Below are 16,104 nucleotides of genomic sequence, written 5' to 3'. Positions count from 1 at the left end.
GTTTGCGCCGCCGCGATCCTGCATTACCATCGGGCGATCATCGCGCGCGCCTGCTTCCGGCCCGCGCGCCCCGCCACCTCCGCGCTCCATCACCGATGCTCGCTCTCATCATCATCGCCGGCCTGTGGGCCGGCCTGCAGAATGCCCTCGCGGGCGGCGGTTCGTTCGTCACGCTGCCCGCGCTGATCCTGTCGGGCATGTCGCCGCTCGCGGCGAACATCACGTCGACGGTCGCGCTGTTCCCCGGCCAGGTCACGACAGGCTGGGCGAGCCGAAACATGGTGCGCGGCGCGGGCAAGCTGCCGTTTCGCGCGCTGTTCGCGATCAGCGTTGCCGGCGGTGCACTCGGCGGGCTGCTGCTGCTGAAAACCCCGTCGTCGATCTTCTCGCACCTCGTGCCGTGGCTCGTGCTGTTCGCGACGGTCGTGTTCGCGTGGGGCAGCTTCTTCCGCAAGCCCGGCGCGGACACGCAGCATCTCGGCCCCGTGACGGCCGCGATCGCGCAGTTCCTGATCGCGATCTACGGCGGCTACTTCGGCGGCGGCATCGGCTTCCTGATGATGGCGGCACTGACGATGGCCGGCCTGTCGCCGCGTCACGCGATGGCGACCAAGAACGCGCTCGCGGGCGTGATGAATGCATCGGCGGTCGTGCTGTTCCTGACGTCGCCGCACCTGCACTGGCAGGCGGCGATCGCGCTCGGCGGCGGCGCGATCGTCGGCGGCCTGCTCGGCGCGTGGGCGCTGCACCGCGTGAACGAGCGCGTGCTGCGGATCGCGATCGTCTGCATCGGCATCGCGCTGACCATCGGGCTGTTCGTCAAGCCGATCTGACGCACGCTCGAAGGGAAAGTGGGTAGCGGGGAATGCGCCCGCGTCGATGTCGCGGGCGCCCCGGGGCGGCTCATGCGCCCCGCTCGTCAATCGTTGCAGGCGCGCACATTCAACCGAACGGCCGCACGCCGATCAGCGGCCCGTGCAGGAACAGCGCGAAAACGGCCCATACGACGAGCCCGGCCGCGATCGTCACGGCATCGCCCGACAGCCTGCCGGCCGGATAGCGGACGCCGTCGCGGCGATCGCGCGCGCGCCACACGACGAAATCGACCAGCGACCACACGAAAAATGCGCCGAACAGCACGACCGCATGCAGCGTGCCGTTCGCGAGCAGGTGCGCGACCGCCCACACCATCACGCCGGCCACCATCGGATGGCCGACGAGCGTCTTGATGCGGTTGCGCGGCACGTAGGCCGCGGCGATCAGCACGAATGCGATCGCGGTCAGCATGCCGGTGAGGTGGCGCACGCCGACGGGTGACACCCACAGCAGCGTCCCGTTCTGGCGTGCGATCCCGTAACCCCAGACGATCAGCACGAAGCCGACGATCGACGCGATCGCATAGGGGCCCTTCCAGCGTTTCTCGCCGATCCGCTCGATGGTTGCGGCGCGCCAGCCATCCGCGACGATCCGGATCGAATGCACGCCGAGAAAGATCGCTAAACCGAGAATCAGGACGAGCATCGGTTATCTCCGTCTGGAACGATGAGTGGGGGGAAGCATTCGCGCGGCTTTCGATGCGCCGTTCGCGAGGCCGGCGGCGACACCGGCTCGGGTTGCGCCGGGCACGGACGCAACCGCGCCGATCATAAACGCCGGGGCCGCCGTTGTGAAGCCGGCGAACCATGCGGTGCGTCAAGCCCGGCGCTTGCACGTACCCGCCGCGGCTCGAAAGAAAGGACAAGAAAGGAAAAAGCGCCGTCTTACGGCCGACGCTGCGTGCGCTTGCGCGTCGCCTCCGGCTTCGGTTTCGGCGCCGGCTTCGGCCGTGCGTTGCGCTTCGGCGCCCCGGCCAGCAGTGCCGCGCGATACGCGCCGCGACACCAGTCGAACAGCGCGCCGGCGTCCTCGAGCACGTCGGCCGGCGTTTCGTAATAGCCCTCGAGCGCAACGGTGCGCGTGGGTCGCTCGTACGAGAACGGCCCCATCCCGGCCGCCACGAACGCCGGACGGTTCACGTCGTCGACGCGCAGGAACAGCGACCCGCGCGACATGAAGCCGAACATCACGCCATCGAGCCGCATCGCGGCGCCGCTGAAGAACCGCACGACCTCCACCTTGCCGAGCGGCGCGAGCTGGTACGCGATCTCCTCGCCGTGCGCCTTCTCCGCCTGCCAGCTCATGCGGCCTCCGTGCAGCGCTGCGTCCACACGTCGAGTTCGGCGTCGTCGAAGCCGACGGCCGCCGCGCTCTCGCGGATCTGCCGCCACGTCGCACGATCGACCGGGATGCCATCCGCGCCGCGCGCCGCGCGGCTCGCCTCCTCCGGCTCGCCGGGCATCCGCACCGGCGCATCGCCCGCCTGCGGCGACGCCTTCGCCCAGGCAACGAACGCATCGGCTTCACGCTCCGCGTCGGCCGCATCGAACGCGTTCGGATCGATCAGCACCGACAGCATCCCGTTGACGATCGCGCTCGTCTTTTGCAGTGTGTCGCCGTAGGTCGTATGCCCGCCGACCAGCGCGCCGCCGAAGATCTCGCACATCGCGGCCAGCGCATAACCCTTGTGCAGCCCGAACGGCAGCAACGAACCGAACGGCTGCTCGTGCATGACAGCCGGATCGTCGGTCGGCTGGCCGCGATGATCGATCAGCGCCCCGGCCGGCACGCGCTTGCGCTGGTTGTACGCGACCCGCGTCTTGCCGTACGCGATCGCGCTCGTCGCGAAATCGAGCAGCAGCGGCGGGCGGCCCGCGCGCGGATACGCGGCGCAGAACGGATTCGTGCCGAAGCGCGGGTCGGTGCCGTGGAGCGGCGCGACGAGCAGGTCGCCCGGCACGTTGACGAAATGGAACGACACGAGGCCCGAGCGCGCGCACTGCTCGGCCCAGTGCCCGATGCGGCCGAGGTGGTGGACGTCGCGCAGCCCGATCGCGCAGATGCCCATGCGCCGGGCCCGCTCGATCCCTTCGACCATCGCCTCGAACGCGATCACCTGGCCGAAGCCGCGCCCGCCGTCGATCGTCAGCACCGCGCCGCCGTCGCGAACGATCGACGCGTGCCCGTTCAGTTGCAGCTGCCCTTCCCGCCACGATGCGACGTAGTTCGGGATCATCCCGATCCCGTGCGAATCGTGCCCCGCCAGATTCGCGCCGACCAGATGATCGGCGACGAGCCGCGCCTCGCGCTCGCTGCTGCCGGCCCGCTCCCAGAGCGCCGCGACGAATGCATGCAGCGGTTCGGCGCGCATGCGCAGCGGGTCGGTGGCGGGGGTCGGCAGCGCGGTCATCGGCAAGGCTCCGTTAGGTCAGGCGGGATCCGGTCGGCTCGAATCGGGTCGAATCGGGACAGGCAGCGCGAACGCTCAGCGCGCGGTCGCGATCACGTCCGCGACCGCCGCGGTCAGCTTCTTCGCGTACGGCACGTGCAGGAACTCGTTCGGCCCGTGCGCGTTCGACTTCGGCCCGAGCACGCCGCACACCATGAACTGCGCGGACGGGAAGCCTTCCTGCAGCACGTTCATCAGCGGGATCGTGCCGCCGAGGCCCATGTACGCGCAGTCCGCGCCGAAGTGGCGGCGCGACGCGGCGTCGAGCGACGACGCGAGCCACGGCGCGAGATCCGGCGCGCTCCAGCCGGTCGCGGCGCCCGCGTCGGGCTTGAACGTGACCTTCGCGTTGTACGGCGGATCGAGTTCGAGCAATTCCTTCAGCTGCTGCACGGCCTGCGCGGCGTCGACGAGCGGCGGCAGGCGCAGCGACAGCTTGAACGCAGTGCGCGGACGCAGCACGTTGCCCGCGTCGGAAAGCGCCGGCAGGCCGGCCGCGCCCGTCACCGACAGCGACGGACGCCACGTCGAATTCAGCAGCGCCTCGCGCGGATCGGTCGTGGTCGGCAGCACCGGTTTGCCGTCCATCCCGCACGCCCACGGCAGCCCCTTCCACACGGTGTCGCCGAGAATCGCGGCGGCCGCGTCGGCTTCGCGCACGCGGCTGTCGGGAATCTCGCAATGGAACACGCCCGGCAGCAGGTTGCCGTTCTTCGCATCTTCGAGGCGTTCGAACAGCTGACGCATCACGCGGAAGCTCGACGGCGCGATGCCGCCGAAGACGCCCGAGTGAACGCCTTCCTCAAGCACCTCGACCTGCAGGTCGCCGGACACCAGCCCGCGCAGCGACGTCGTGAGCCACATCTGGTCGTAGTTGCCGGCGCCCGAATCGAGGCACACGACGAGCGACACCTGGCCGAGCCGGTCGCGCAGCGCGTCGACGTACGGCAGCAGGTCGTAGCTGCCCGACTCCTCGCAGGTTTCGATCAGGCCGACGCAGCGCGGCCGTTCGACGCCCTGCTCGTCGAGCGCGCCGAGCGCCGCGAGGCTCGCGTAGATCGCGTAGCCGTCGTCCGCACCGCCGCGGCCGTACAGCTTGCCGTTCTCGAACTTCGGCGTCCACGGCCCGAGGTCCGCGCGCCAGCCGTCGAATTCGGGCTGCTTGTCGAGGTGTCCGTACAGCAGGATCGTGTCGGTGCTGCCCGCGCGCGTCGCGGGTGTTTCGAAGAAGATCACCGGCGTGCGGCCGGGCAGGCGCACGATCTCGAGCTTCAGGCCTTTCACCGGCTGGCGTTCGGCCCACTGCGCGGCATCGGTGACGACGCGTTCGAGATACCCGCGCTGCGCCCAGTCGGGGTCGAACGCGGGACTCTTCGCGGGGATCGCGATGTAGTCGGTCAGGGCATGGAGGATTTCATCGTTCCACTTGCGCTCGACGAAGGTAACGAGCTTGTCATGGTCGAGGACGGGGGTAGTGTCGACGGAGGTCATGATGGGTGCCTGGATCGGGCTGATGAAAAAACGGATGATACGCCGATGGGCCCGCCCCGGGGCCTTTCCGCGGCTCTTTCCGCTGCCGGCTTCGGGCTTGCCTTCCGCCCCCTTCCGGCATCCGTTTCCGCGTCCGCTTCCGCGCCCGTTCAGTCGCCCGGCGGGAACGTGTCGCGCAGCCCCGCCGCGCACGCCAGCGCGTCGTCCCACAGTCGTCGCGTCAGCACCCCGGCATCCTCTTCACTCGCGAGCGCCGCGGCCTCGCCCGACCACAGCAGCGAGAAATCGTCGCGGCCCTGCCGTTCGAATGCGCCGCGCAGCGGATCGACCGCGGCCGTCGCGAGCGGGAACGCGGGCGCGAGCGCGCTCATCGGCCCCTGCTCGCGCATGAAGCGCGTCAGCAGGCCGCGCGCCGGCCGACCCGTGTACAGGTTGGTCATGCGGGTGCCGTCATCGCGCGCCGCCCGCACCGCCGCGCGGTGCTGCGCGGAGCGGCCCGCCTGCGGCGTGAGCAGGTAGCCGGTGCCGATCTGCACCGCACGGGCGCCGAGCGCGAAAGCGGCCGCGATGCCGCGGCCGTCGGCGATCGCGCCCGCCGCGATCACGGGCGCGCGCACCGCGTCGACGATCTGCGGCAACAGCGCGAACAGCCCCGGCTGCGCGTGAATGTCGTCGGTCAGGAACATCCCGCGATGGCCGCCGGCCTCCGCGCCCTGCGCGACGATCGCATCGACGTCGCGCGCATCGAGCCAGCGCGCCTCCTCGACGGTCGTCGCGGACGACACGATCCACGCGCCGGTACGACGCACGCGCGCCAGCAACGCATCGTCCGGCAATCCGAAATGAAAGCTCACGACGGCCGGCCGCATCTCCTCGACGACCGCGCACATCGCGTCGTCGAACGGTGCGCGGCCGGCGCCGCCCTTCACACCGACCGGATCGAGCCCGGCTTCCGCGTAGTAGCCGGCCAGCGCCGCGCGCCAGCGCGCGTCGACCTCGGCGTCCGGCGCGGGCGGCGTATGGCAGAAGAAGTTCACGTTGAACGGGGCCTGCGTGCGTGCGCGGATCGCCGTGATCTCGTCACGCAGTTGCTGCGGGCCGAGCGCCGCGCACGCGAGCGAGCCGAGCCCGCCCGCTTCGCAGACTGCGATTGCAAGCGCGCTCAGCGAACCGACCATCGGGGCCTGAATCAGCGGCAAACGGGAAGGCAGCATCGGCATCATCCTTCGAAAGGAAAAATCGTCATGCGCACCGGCGGCGCGCTTGCATGGCTCATATATTCAACGCACCAGATAATAGCCGACAAAATCGCGCCCGAAAGATCGAACATTTACGTCGAGAAATGTTCAATCCAATTCGGCAAAAAAAACGGATTGCCCATCGCTGCCGACCCGCCCGAACTCAACTTTCCCCGCCCACTACCGCCGAATCCTGCGAAATCTGCTGTATCGCGCCCCGCCCCGTGCCCCAACGCCAGCCAACACATTTCAATGACATCGATCAACATTTAACTCATTAAATGTCAGCGTTTACCATTAAAAAATCGACTAGCGATATACCATGACGTCGTTTAATAAAACGGCGATCCATTCCGGAATCGTCGACCGGCGCCGGGCCGCGCCACCTCAACCGCATCAAGTCCATTCAAGGAGCCCCGCATGTCCGATGCCAGCTCGTCCTCCTCCCGCTCCGCCGCCGCGCCGGCCGCGATATCCGCGCCGAAAATCGGCGTCGTCCCCGCCACGCTGATGGTCGCGGGCAACATGATGGGCTCCGGCGTCTTCATGCTGCCCGCGAACCTCGCCGCCACCGGCGGCATCGCGATCTTCGGCTGGCTGATCACCGTGGTCGGCGCCGTGTCGCTCGCGCTGGTGTTCGCGAAGCTCGCGGCGATCGACCCGGCCGCCGGCGGCCCGTACGCGTACGCGCGCAAATCGTTCGGCCCGTACATCGGCTACCAGACCAACCTGATCTACTGGCTCGCGAACGTGCTCGGCAACGTCGGCCTCGCGGTCGCCGGCCTCGGTTATCTGACGCACTTCTTCCCCGTGCTGCGCGACCCGCTCGTGTTCGCGCTCGCACAGATCTTCGTGATCTGGCTGTTCACCTACGCAAACATCCTCGGGCCGAATGTCATCGGCCGCGTGCAGTCGGTCACGACGATCTTCGCGCTCGTGCCGATCCTCGGGATGGCCGTGTTCGGCTGGTTCTGGTTCAGCAAGGACGTGTATTTCGCCGGCTGGAACGTGTCGGGCGCGAGCAGCTTCAGCGCGATCGGCGCGACGCTGAACTTCACGCTGTGGGCATTCATCGGCGTCGAGAGCGCGTCGGTGTCGGCCGGCGTCGTCGAGAATCCGTCGCGCAACGTGCCGATCGCAACCGTCGGCGGCGTCGTGCTCGCGGCAGTGTGCTACGTGCTCAGCTCGACCGTGATCATGGGGATGATCCCGAACAAGGCGCTGCTCGCGTCGAGCGCGCCGTTCGCGGATGCCGCGCGCCTCGCGCTCGGCGACACCGCCGCGAACGCGGTCGCGATCTGCGCGGCGCTCGGCTGCCTCGGCTCGCTCGCCGGCTGGACGCTGCTGGTCGGCCAGACCGCGAAGGCCGCGGCCGACGACGGCCTGTTCGCCGGCGTGTTCGCCCGCGTCAACTCGAAGAACGTGCCGTCGGCCGGCCTCGCGATCGTCGCGGTGATCATGTCCGTGCAGGTGCTCGCGACGATGTCGCCGAGCGCGAGCGAGCAGTTCGGCAAGATCGCGTCGATCGCCGTGATCATGACGCTGTTGCCGTACATCTACTCGTGCATCGCGATCAAGGTGCTCGGCTACGGCAAGATGCCGTCGCACCAGTTCACCTTCTACACGATCGTCGGCCTGATCGGCGCCGTCTACGCGCTGTGGGCGATGGTCGGCTCCGACGGCCAGCAGACGCGCTGGTCGCTGATCTTCGTGATCGCGACGATCGTCTTCTACGAGCTGTCGATCAACCGCCAGCGCGAAATCGAGGAAACCCATGTGCATCCGGGCGGCCGTTCGCCGCGCTGGGTGCGCTATCTCGCGCTCGGCGTGACCATCGTCGCGCTCGTCGCCACCTTCTGGATCTCGGTAGGCCGACACGAAGCCGACATTCTTCACGCCCGCTCGCCGGCCGCGGGCGTCCAGGCAACCCAGCAAACGGGGGAATAACCATGACCGCTACCTTGACCCAACCGGCGTTTCGCCGCCTCGGCATGAAGGCGCTGCTCGTGCAGCACGACATCGATGAACGCACGGCCACCGGGCGCGCGGCCACCGCCCTCGCCGAAGAATTGCGCGCACGGCTGGTCGACGTCGTGATCGCGACGTCCGCCGAAGACGCGCGCGCGGTGGTCGACGCCGATCCCGCGATCCAGTGCCTGCTGCTCAACTGGGAGCTCGGCAACGATCCCGAGCATGCGCCCGCGCGGGCCGTGCTCGACGCGATGCGCGCGCGCAATGCGACGGTGCCGGTGTTCCTGCTCGCGAGCCGCGCGAGCGCGGCCGCGATTCCCGTCGACGCGATGCGCAAGGCCGACGACTTCATCTGGATGCTGGAGGACACCACCGCGTTCATCGGCGGGCGGATCGTCGCCGCGATCGAACGCTATCGCGAGACCGTGCTGCCGCCGATGTTCCGCGCGCTCGCGCAGTTCTCGCGCGTGTACGAATACTCGTGGCACACGCCGGGCCACACGGGCGGCACCGCGTTCCTGAAATCGCCGGTCGGCCGCGCGTACTTCGAATTCTTCGGCGAAGCGCTGTTCCGCTCGGACCTGTCGATCTCGGTCGGTGAACTCGGCTCGCTGCTCGACCACTCGGGCCCGATCGGCGAAAGCGAACGCTACGCAGCGCGCGTGTTCGGCGCGCACCGCACGTATCACGTGACGAACGGCTCGTCGATGTCGAATCGCGTGATCCTGATGGCGAGCGTCACGCGCAATCAGGTCGCGCTGTGCGACCGCAACTGCCACAAGTCGGCCGAGCACGCGATGACGATGTCGGGCGCGATTCCGACCTACCTGATCCCGTCGCGCAACCATTACGGGATCATCGGGCCGATCATGCCGGAACGGCTCACGGCCGCCGCCGTGCGCCTCGCGGTCGACGCGAATCCCCTCGTGCGCGGCCGCGACGGCATCGATCCGACGCCCGTGCATGCGCTGATCACGAACTCGACCTACGACGGCCTCTGCTACAACGTCGCGCGCGTCGAGGAATTGCTCGGCCAGAGCGTCGACCGGCTGCATTTCGACGAAGCCTGGTACGGCTATGCGCGCTTCAACCCGATCTACCGCGACCGTCACGCGATGCACGGCGATCCGTCGCAGCACGACGCGAGCAAGCCGACCGTGTTCGCGACGCAATCGACGCACAAGCTGCTCGCCGCGCTGTCGCAGGCATCGTTCATCCATGTCCGCAACGGCCGCAACCCGATCGAGCATGCACGTTTCAACGAGGCGTACATGATGCACGCGTCGACGTCGCCGAACTACGCGATCATCGCGTCGAACGACGTGAGCGCCGCGATGATGGACGGCCCCGGCGGCGAGGCGCTGACGACCGACGCGATCCGCGAGGCCGTGTCGTTTCGCCGGATGCTCGCGCGGCTGCACGCGGAATGCGAGGAGAACAACGACTGGTTCTTCAACGGCTGGCAGCCGGACACCGTGGTTGATCGCAAGACAGGCCGGCGCGTGCGCTTCCATGAAGCGGACGAAACGCTGCTCGCCACCGATCCGTCATGCTGGGTGCTGCATCCGGGCGACACCTGGCACGGCTTCGGCGAGATCGAGGACGACTACTGCATGCTGGACCCGATCAAGGTATCGATCGTCACGCCGGGCGTCGCGCCGCACGGCGGCCTGATGCCGGTCGGCATTCCGGCGTCGGTCGTCACGGCGTATCTCGACCGGCACGGGATCGTCGTCGAGAAGACGACCGACTTCACGATCCTGTTCCTGTTCTCGCTCGGCGTGACGAAGGGCAAGTGGGGCACGCTCGTCAACACGCTGCTCGACTTCAAGCGCGACTACGACGCGAACGCGCCGCTCGAACAGGCGCTGCCGGACCTCGTCGCGCGTTATCCGGACCGCTACGGCAAGCTCGGCCTGCGCGAGCTGTGCGACCTGATGTTCAGCGCAATGAGCGACCTGAAGACGACCGAGATGATGTCGCGCGGCTTCTCGACGCTGCCGCAGCCCGACTTCAGCCCGGCCGAGGCGTTCGAGCATCTCGTGCACAACGACATCGAGATGCTGGAGCTGTCGGAGATGGCGGGCCGCACCGTCGCGACGGGCGTCGTGCCCTATCCGCCCGGCATTCCGCTGCTGATGCCCGGCGAGAACGCGGGGCCGGCCGGCGGGCCGCTGCTCGGCTACCTGCGGGCGCTCGAGCAATTCGACCTGCGCTTCCCCGGCTTCACGCACGATACGCACGGCGTCGAAGTCGAGGACGGCGTGTACCGGATCGCCTGCATCCGGCAAGTCGATCGCAAGACCAACACGCGCTGAGCGCGTGCGTCGCGACGCCGTGCCGGCAACCCGCGGCCGGCATCGCGACGCAGGGTGAGCCGCCAGTTATGCCGGCAGCCGCCCGACCCATGCGGCAAGCTGCGCTTCGCCGTCTTCATCGAGCTTGCCCTTCAGTTCGCCGTACCACGGCCCAATCGCGTCGGCCGGCTGCGTGGCCTTCAGGATCTCGAAACTGTTCTCGAGGAATGAAGAAAAGAACGGAATGCCGCGCAGGTGGAGGAAGGTCGAGTCGGTGATGTGCACGTGGCCGTACACGTCGCGCACCCAGGCGAGATGCGGCAGCGCCTCGCGCAGGTGGCCGCTTTGCATCAGCGCGGAGATGAAGTTCACGCGCGCGGCGACATCCGACTGCTCGTGCGTGTCGTGATTGACCTCGGCGGCCTTCTGCAGCCACGCTTCGCCGCGCTCCACTTCGTCGCACATCACGGATGTCGTCGCGAGCTGCACCGCGTTGTGCGCGCTCGGCTCGTGGTCGAACAACGCGAGCCAGTACGGAAACGCGTCCGGGTAACGCTTCATCGCCGAGTACGACAGCGCGCACAGGCGCGCCGCATCGGCGAGCTGCTCCGCATGCGGCGCGGCGGCCGCGATCGCGGCTTCGTGCCGCCCGGCCTGGAATGCCTTCAGCGCGGGCGCAAGCTCCGGTGCGATGTCGGGGGCGTCCTGCCCGGCCGCGTCGGGCGCTTCCGGCGCGTCTGGCGCTTGCGCCGAAGTCGCGGGCGATGCCGCTTCGTCACGCGGTTTCTTTCCGAACAGCTTTCCCAGCAGGCCCATGGTGTTGTCCTTGTCGTTGTGAGGGGTCGATGGCGGCTTCCTGCAGCGGCGCGGAATGCGCGGCATGCGTGGATCGCCGCACGGCGACCGCCATCTTACGCGCGCCCGGAGCCGGCAAGAAGTGCCCGATGGCCGGGCGCCGCTGTGAGCACGCCGCACACCATGAACTGCGCGGCGGCGAAGCCGGCCCGCGGTATGTTCATCGCCGGATCGTGTCACCATTCCGCACGGCAATATTGAGAATTCTTTGAGATTATGTGACGCGCATTCAGTCACGCCTTATTGTGCTGCGGCGGCCGGGGCCAGTCGCCCACATCGGGGTTGGCTTCGTGCGGATTCTGATCGACGCATGTCAACCGGCCACGACAAACAACATCATTTGAAGCATACCCAACCGTGAAAATTGAAGGGCATTTCAGAAAGATGGCGCCGCTCATGATCGCCCTCGCATTAGTGGGATGCGGCAACGATACGTCCGTTTCGTCCGCTCAGCCGACACAGGAACAAACTGCGCTCGCGGACTTGAACGAAGCGACCTCCGGCAAACTGGACGCGCTACTGGCACTCCGCGCCGCGCATCCGGACAGCGGCACCGAACAGCTCATCGAGACGTTGTCGCGCGAATTTCTCGGCACCCCTTATCGAGACGGCATGCTCAAGGGGACCGCGACCACGCCGGAACAACTCGTGATCGACTTCAGCGGACTCGATTGCTTCACTTATCTCGACTATGTCGAAGCAGCGAGAAAGGCCGCGACAAAAGTCGACTACGCCGATCGTCTCGTCCGGACGCGCTACGTGAACGGCGACATCGACTTCCAGCACCGCCGCCATTTCTTCACGGACTGGGCCAACCGGCCGGTGGTGCTGGCCGATGACGTGACAACCGCGCTCAGCGCCCGCGCCGTCACGGTCACGAAGCAACTCAACAGGAAAGCCGACGGCGGCACGTACGTGCCTGGACTGCCGGTCGTCCGGCGGGACGTCGCTCATATCCCGAGCGAATTCGTCGACGACTATGTCGTCAGCCGGCTTCGGACCGGCGATTACATCGGCATCTACGCGAAGGCGGACGGCCTCGACGTCACGCACGTCGGCTTCTTCGTCGCGACAAGCGACGGGCCGATGCTGCGCAACGCGTCGTCGAAGAAGGCCAACATGAAGGTCGTCGATTCGCCGTTTCTCGAGTATGTGAAGAACACGCCGGGCATCGTGGTGCTGAGGCCGCGCGCCTGAGCGACACGGCGCCCCGCGCTCAAGCCCCCGGCGCGCGATCGCCGCGATCCATTCCGCGCCGATACGCGGCGGGGCTCGTCGCCGCGACACGCCGGAAATGCCGGCGTAGCGACTCCTCCGAACCGAAGCCCGAGCGCGCGGCAATCTGCGCGAGCGACAGCGCGGGATGCGTTTCGAGCATGTCCTTCGCGAGATTCACGCGCTCGCGGATCAGCCACATGAGCGGCGACATCCCCGTCGCATCCGCGAACTGCCGCTGCAGCGTGCGCGTGCTCATCGCGGCCTGCGCGGCCAGCGACGCGAGCGTGTGCGGTTCGGCCGCATGCGCGCGCATCCAGTCGATCAGCTTCGCGAGCCGGTCGCTGCCGCCCGGCGCGACCGGGCGCGGCACGAACTGCGCCTGGCCGCCATCGCGATGCGGCGGCAGCACGAGGCGCTGCGCGACGCGGTTCGCGATCGCGCCGCCATGATCGCGGCGCACGAGATGCAGCAGCATGTCGAGCCCCGCGGCCGAGCCGGCCGACGTGACGATCTGCCCTTCGTCGACGTACAGCGCGTCGGGATTCACGCGCAGCGCCGGATAGCGCGCCTGCAGGCGCTCGGCGTAACGCCAGTGCGTCGTCACGGTCATCCCGTCGAGGACGCCTGCCGCCGCGAGCACGAACACGCCCGAGCAGATCGAACAGAGCCGCGCGCCGCGGCGATGCGCGGCCCGCAGCTTCTTCAGCAACGGTTCCGGCGGCCGTTCGTCCGGATCGCGCCAGCCGGGAATCACGATGGTGTCCGCGCGGTCGAGTGTCGCAAGCCGGTACGGCGCGGCGACCGTGATGCCGCCCGCCGCGCGCACGGGCCCCGGCTCGCTCGCGCACACCGCGAAGCGATACCAGTCGACACCGAGTTCCGGGCGCTCCAGCGCGAACAGTTCGACCACGCAGCCGAATTCGAAGGTGCAGAGGCGATCGTAGGCGAGCGCGACGACGAGATGATTATGCATGGCGCGATGTTACCGGAACTTGTCGATCGCGCCACTGCCGGAAAAGCCGGCGAACCGCGATACTGCCCTTCATTGCGGCGCATTCCGCGCCGTCCTATGGAGCGCCTTTCATGTCATACGTAACCGACGTACCCGCCGCCGACAGCGCCGCCGTCCTTGCGCACTTCGAAGCGTCGTTGGGCTTCGAGACCGATTGCTGGGACGTGCACGACGCGCTCGCGTCCGGCGCGCCCGATTTCGTGCTGCTCGACGTGCGGAGCCAGGAACTGTTTTCCGCCGGTCACGTGCCCGGCGCACGCAACCTGCCGCACCGCAAGATCGTCGCCGGCAAGCTCGCCGAGCATCCGGCCGACACGCTGTTCGTCGTGTACTGCGCGGGCCCGCACTGCAACGGCGCCGCGCGCGCGGCGATCCGGCTCGCGCGCCTCGGCCGCCCCGTGAAGCTGATGATCGGCGGCATCACCGGCTGGCTCGACGAAGGTTTCGCGCTGAGCAACGATGCGGAACCAAAGGAGTTCGCCGCGCGCTGATCGTCACTAAAAACGCAACAATCAATTGCCAGCACACAACCGGAAAAAGCGCGACAATCAGCCTCATTGCAGTTCGGATGGAGCAGCAACATGCAACACGCAGTCCTGATTCAGGTGGCCGGTTCGGTCGCAGCGATCGCGCTCTATTTTCTCCCGGCCGTCATCGCCGACCGGCGCGGCCGGCACGACAAGCTGATGATCGCGATGTTCAACGCCCTGTTCGCGTGGACGGGCATCGGCTGGCTGATGACGCTGTACTGGGCCTGCCAGCCGAACCCGCGGACCGACGTCGCGCAAGCCATCCTCGCGAAGCGCCGCGGCGTCAGCATGCGGACCTTCTCGACCGGTCTGGTCGAACGCGTGCAGCGCCGCGTCGCCGCGCAGGAGCAATGGGCCGAGAAGCAAGGTTGCCGTTAAGTCCCGCCATTCCGCTTATCTCGCCGGGCCGAACTTCGGCATCCTGACATTGGTCGAGCCCCGGTAGTCCCACACCAGCCTGTCGCGCGGCGCCTCCCCGTCGCGCAACCATGCCCCGAATGCTCCGGCCGTGACCGCCCGCGCGATTCGCTCGCCCGGGCAGCCGTGCGGCCCCGTGCCGAAGCCGAAGTTCGGCGCCGATGCGCGGCCCGGCAGCAGCCGATGCGGCTCGCGATGCACGGCCGGATCGCGGTTCGCGGCCGCCAGCACGACCAGGATCGCTGCGCCGGCATCGACGGTTACTCCCTCGATCGTCGTGCGCGACGCGACGAAGCGGCGCGTGTTCTGCACCGGCGCATCGAATCGGCCAACCTCGGCGACGAATGCTTCGAGCGCGGCTGTGTCCGGCATCGCGCGTTCACCATCGGCCGCATCATCCGTCGTACCGTCCCACGCAACCAGTACATTGCCGAGCCATGCGGCCGTCGCCTCGCACGTCTGCGACAGCAGCCCGACGAGATTCGCGACGAGCGCACCGCTCGCGTGCCAGCCGGCGGCAGCGGCCGCCTGCTGAATCGCCGCGACCCACGAGCCGTCCTGCGCACGGGTGCGCGCGACGCGCTCCGTCATCCGGTCGAGCAGTTGCCGCGCGGCGTCGCTCGCGCGGGCCAGCGCCGCGTCGTCGGACAGCGGCGACAGCGCGGCGACGAAGTCGACCACCAGCGCGGCGATGTCGTCGAGCTGCATCTCGTCGAAACCGAGCAGATCGGCAACCGCGCAAACGGGCACCGAAAGACACCACGCGTTCAACGCATCCGCGTCATCCGGCGCGCGCAACCGGCTGCCGGCCAGCTGGGCGGCACGCTCGCGCAACGCGCCTGCGTCGATCGGCGCGCACGCCGCGCGCAGCGCCTGCTTCGGCACGTCGTGCCGCAATGCGCCGTCGTTCATGCGCACCAGCTCGCCAAACAGCGCGCCGGCCGTCGTGCCGCGCAACGCGGGTGGCACCGGCGCATCGAGCGGCCTGACGCGGCACGCCGGATGGCCGAGCACGGCGCTCACGCTCGCCGCCCGGCTCGCGACCCACAGGCCAAGCGTGGCGTCGAACGCGAGCGGCGGGCCGTCGACGAGCGTCGCGTAATAGGGATAGGGATCGCGGTGCGTCACCGCGGCAATCGGATCGGTCGGGTTCATACGTGAAGTATCGGCGCGCGGGGCCGCCGCATGTTTCCGGATGACGTGAAATGTCGAGGTTGCCGCGATATGGCTGGCAGCGCGGCCGCCGCTGCACGGCGACAGGCGGGCGGCGCCGCGACGTAATGGATGCGGCGGGATACGGCGGGATACGGCTGGCTATGGCGTCAGGCCGCCGACCGGTAGCGGTACGCCTGCATGCGCATGCGGACGCGCCCGGCCGAAATCGCGCGCGGCTCGGCCACCACCGTGTCGTGGTGAAACATTTCCTGCCGGAAGTGGCCGGTCTCGTCGAACCACTGGCAGATCAGCCACTCGGCATCGTCGAACACGACCGGCCCGGCATAGGTGACGGTCATGCGTGGGCCGCCGGTTTTCAGCGTCACGACATCGCCAACGCGAAAGCCGCGGTGATTTTCTCGGATTGTCATCGCTCTCTCGATTTTTTATATATTCATTTTCCAGCGGCCTGCCGACCGCTGCCTCGGATATGCCGCAGATTACCAATGCTAAAAATAACCGGCAACTCCCGAAGCCAAAAAATTATCGGTCTGAAAATCGCAACAATACCGGGCATCGGTACATCCGACAGGCA

Annotated in this window: 15 protein-coding genes; 6 read left to right on the top strand and 9 right to left on the bottom strand. The window is 68.2% G+C overall.

Annotated features, from left to right (window positions below; translation table 11 throughout):
* Positions 1–95 precede the first annotated feature (95 nt).
* Entirely contained in the window at positions 96–833 is a 738-nt protein-coding gene (locus FFI87_RS20285; RefSeq protein ID WP_138849347.1) for a sulfite exporter TauE/SafE family protein, read from the top strand.
* Positions 834–942: 109 nt separating this feature from the next.
* Here the strand turns inward: FFI87_RS20285 and FFI87_RS20280 are convergent, their stop codons facing one another.
* From FFI87_RS20280 to FFI87_RS20260, 5 genes are all read right to left on the bottom strand, one after another.
* Positions 943–1,521, bottom strand: a complete 579-nt coding sequence (locus FFI87_RS20280; RefSeq protein ID WP_138849348.1) for an NnrU family protein — start codon at positions 1,519–1,521, stop codon at positions 943–945.
* Positions 1,522–1,760: 239 nt separating this feature from the next.
* Positions 1,761–2,180 (bottom strand): TfoX/Sxy family protein, encoded by a 420-nt coding sequence (locus FFI87_RS20275; RefSeq protein ID WP_138849349.1) that lies wholly within the window; start codon positions 2,178–2,180, stop codon positions 1,761–1,763.
* Positions 2,177–3,286, bottom strand: coding sequence for a malate/lactate/ureidoglycolate dehydrogenase (locus tag FFI87_RS20270; RefSeq protein WP_138849350.1), 1,110 nt, complete (start codon positions 3,284–3,286; stop codon positions 2,177–2,179). Before FFI87_RS20270 ends, FFI87_RS20275 begins: the two co-directional genes overlap by 4 nt.
* A 75-nt stretch (positions 3,287–3,361) precedes the next feature.
* Entirely contained in the window at positions 3,362–4,816 is a 1,455-nt protein-coding gene (locus FFI87_RS20265; protein ID WP_011659327.1) for a M20 family metallopeptidase, read from the bottom strand.
* 149 nt (positions 4,817–4,965) lie between these two features.
* Entirely contained in the window at positions 4,966–6,036 is a 1,071-nt protein-coding gene (locus FFI87_RS20260) for an NAD(P)H-dependent flavin oxidoreductase (protein WP_138850220.1), read from the bottom strand.
* Positions 6,037–6,474: 438 nt separating this feature from the next.
* Here FFI87_RS20260 and adiC point away from each other — a divergent pair, with 438 nt between their 5' ends.
* Positions 6,475–8,001: an arginine/agmatine antiporter gene (gene adiC / locus FFI87_RS20255; protein WP_012366594.1), complete on the top strand. Its 1,527-nt coding sequence runs from the start codon at positions 6,475–6,477 to the stop codon at positions 7,999–8,001.
* A gap of 2 nt (positions 8,002–8,003) precedes the next feature.
* Positions 8,004–10,343: an Orn/Lys/Arg decarboxylase N-terminal domain-containing protein gene (locus FFI87_RS20250; RefSeq protein WP_138849351.1), complete on the top strand. Its 2,340-nt coding sequence runs from the start codon at positions 8,004–8,006 to the stop codon at positions 10,341–10,343.
* A gap of 66 nt (positions 10,344–10,409) precedes the next feature.
* Here the strand turns inward: FFI87_RS20250 and FFI87_RS20245 are convergent, their stop codons facing one another.
* Positions 10,410–11,138, bottom strand: coding sequence for a DUF3597 domain-containing protein (locus tag FFI87_RS20245; RefSeq protein WP_138849352.1), 729 nt, complete (start codon positions 11,136–11,138; stop codon positions 10,410–10,412).
* A gap of 396 nt (positions 11,139–11,534) precedes the next feature.
* Here FFI87_RS20245 and FFI87_RS20240 point away from each other — a divergent pair, with 396 nt between their 5' ends.
* Positions 11,535–12,374 (top strand): DUF1460 domain-containing protein, encoded by an 840-nt coding sequence (locus tag FFI87_RS20240; protein ID WP_138849353.1) that lies wholly within the window; start codon positions 11,535–11,537, stop codon positions 12,372–12,374.
* Positions 12,375–12,393: 19 nt separating this feature from the next.
* Here the strand turns inward: FFI87_RS20240 and ftrA are convergent, their stop codons facing one another.
* Positions 12,394–13,368, bottom strand: a complete 975-nt coding sequence (gene ftrA / locus FFI87_RS20235; RefSeq protein WP_138849354.1) for a transcriptional regulator FtrA — start codon at positions 13,366–13,368, stop codon at positions 12,394–12,396.
* A 110-nt stretch (positions 13,369–13,478) separates the two neighbouring features.
* Here ftrA and FFI87_RS20230 point away from each other — a divergent pair, with 110 nt between their 5' ends.
* Both FFI87_RS20230 and FFI87_RS20225 read left to right on the top strand, forming a co-directional pair.
* A complete protein-coding gene (locus FFI87_RS20230; protein ID WP_138849355.1) occupies positions 13,479–13,898 on the top strand; it encodes a rhodanese-like domain-containing protein in 420 nt (139 codons plus the stop codon).
* 90 nt (positions 13,899–13,988) lie between these two features.
* Complete coding sequence (locus FFI87_RS20225) at positions 13,989–14,315, top strand: superinfection immunity protein (protein WP_138849356.1); 327 nt, start codon at positions 13,989–13,991, stop codon at positions 14,313–14,315.
* Between the two features lie 15 nt (positions 14,316–14,330).
* Here FFI87_RS20225 and FFI87_RS20220 read toward each other — a convergent pair whose 3' ends face one another.
* Complete coding sequence (locus FFI87_RS20220; RefSeq protein ID WP_138849357.1) at positions 14,331–15,509, bottom strand: cytochrome P450; 1,179 nt, start codon at positions 15,507–15,509, stop codon at positions 14,331–14,333.
* A 167-nt stretch (positions 15,510–15,676) separates the two neighbouring features.
* Positions 15,677–15,940: a YodC family protein gene (locus tag FFI87_RS20215; protein ID WP_012366602.1), complete on the bottom strand. Its 264-nt coding sequence runs from the start codon at positions 15,938–15,940 to the stop codon at positions 15,677–15,679.
* Positions 15,941–16,104 lie beyond the last annotated feature (164 nt).

Source organism: Burkholderia sp. KBS0801, assembly GCF_005937855.2.
Taxonomy (GTDB): Bacteria; Pseudomonadota; Gammaproteobacteria; order Burkholderiales; family Burkholderiaceae; genus Burkholderia; species Burkholderia ambifaria.
The sequence above is the reverse complement of the archived record's forward strand: the minus strand, read 5'-3'. Positions and strand labels throughout refer to the sequence as shown.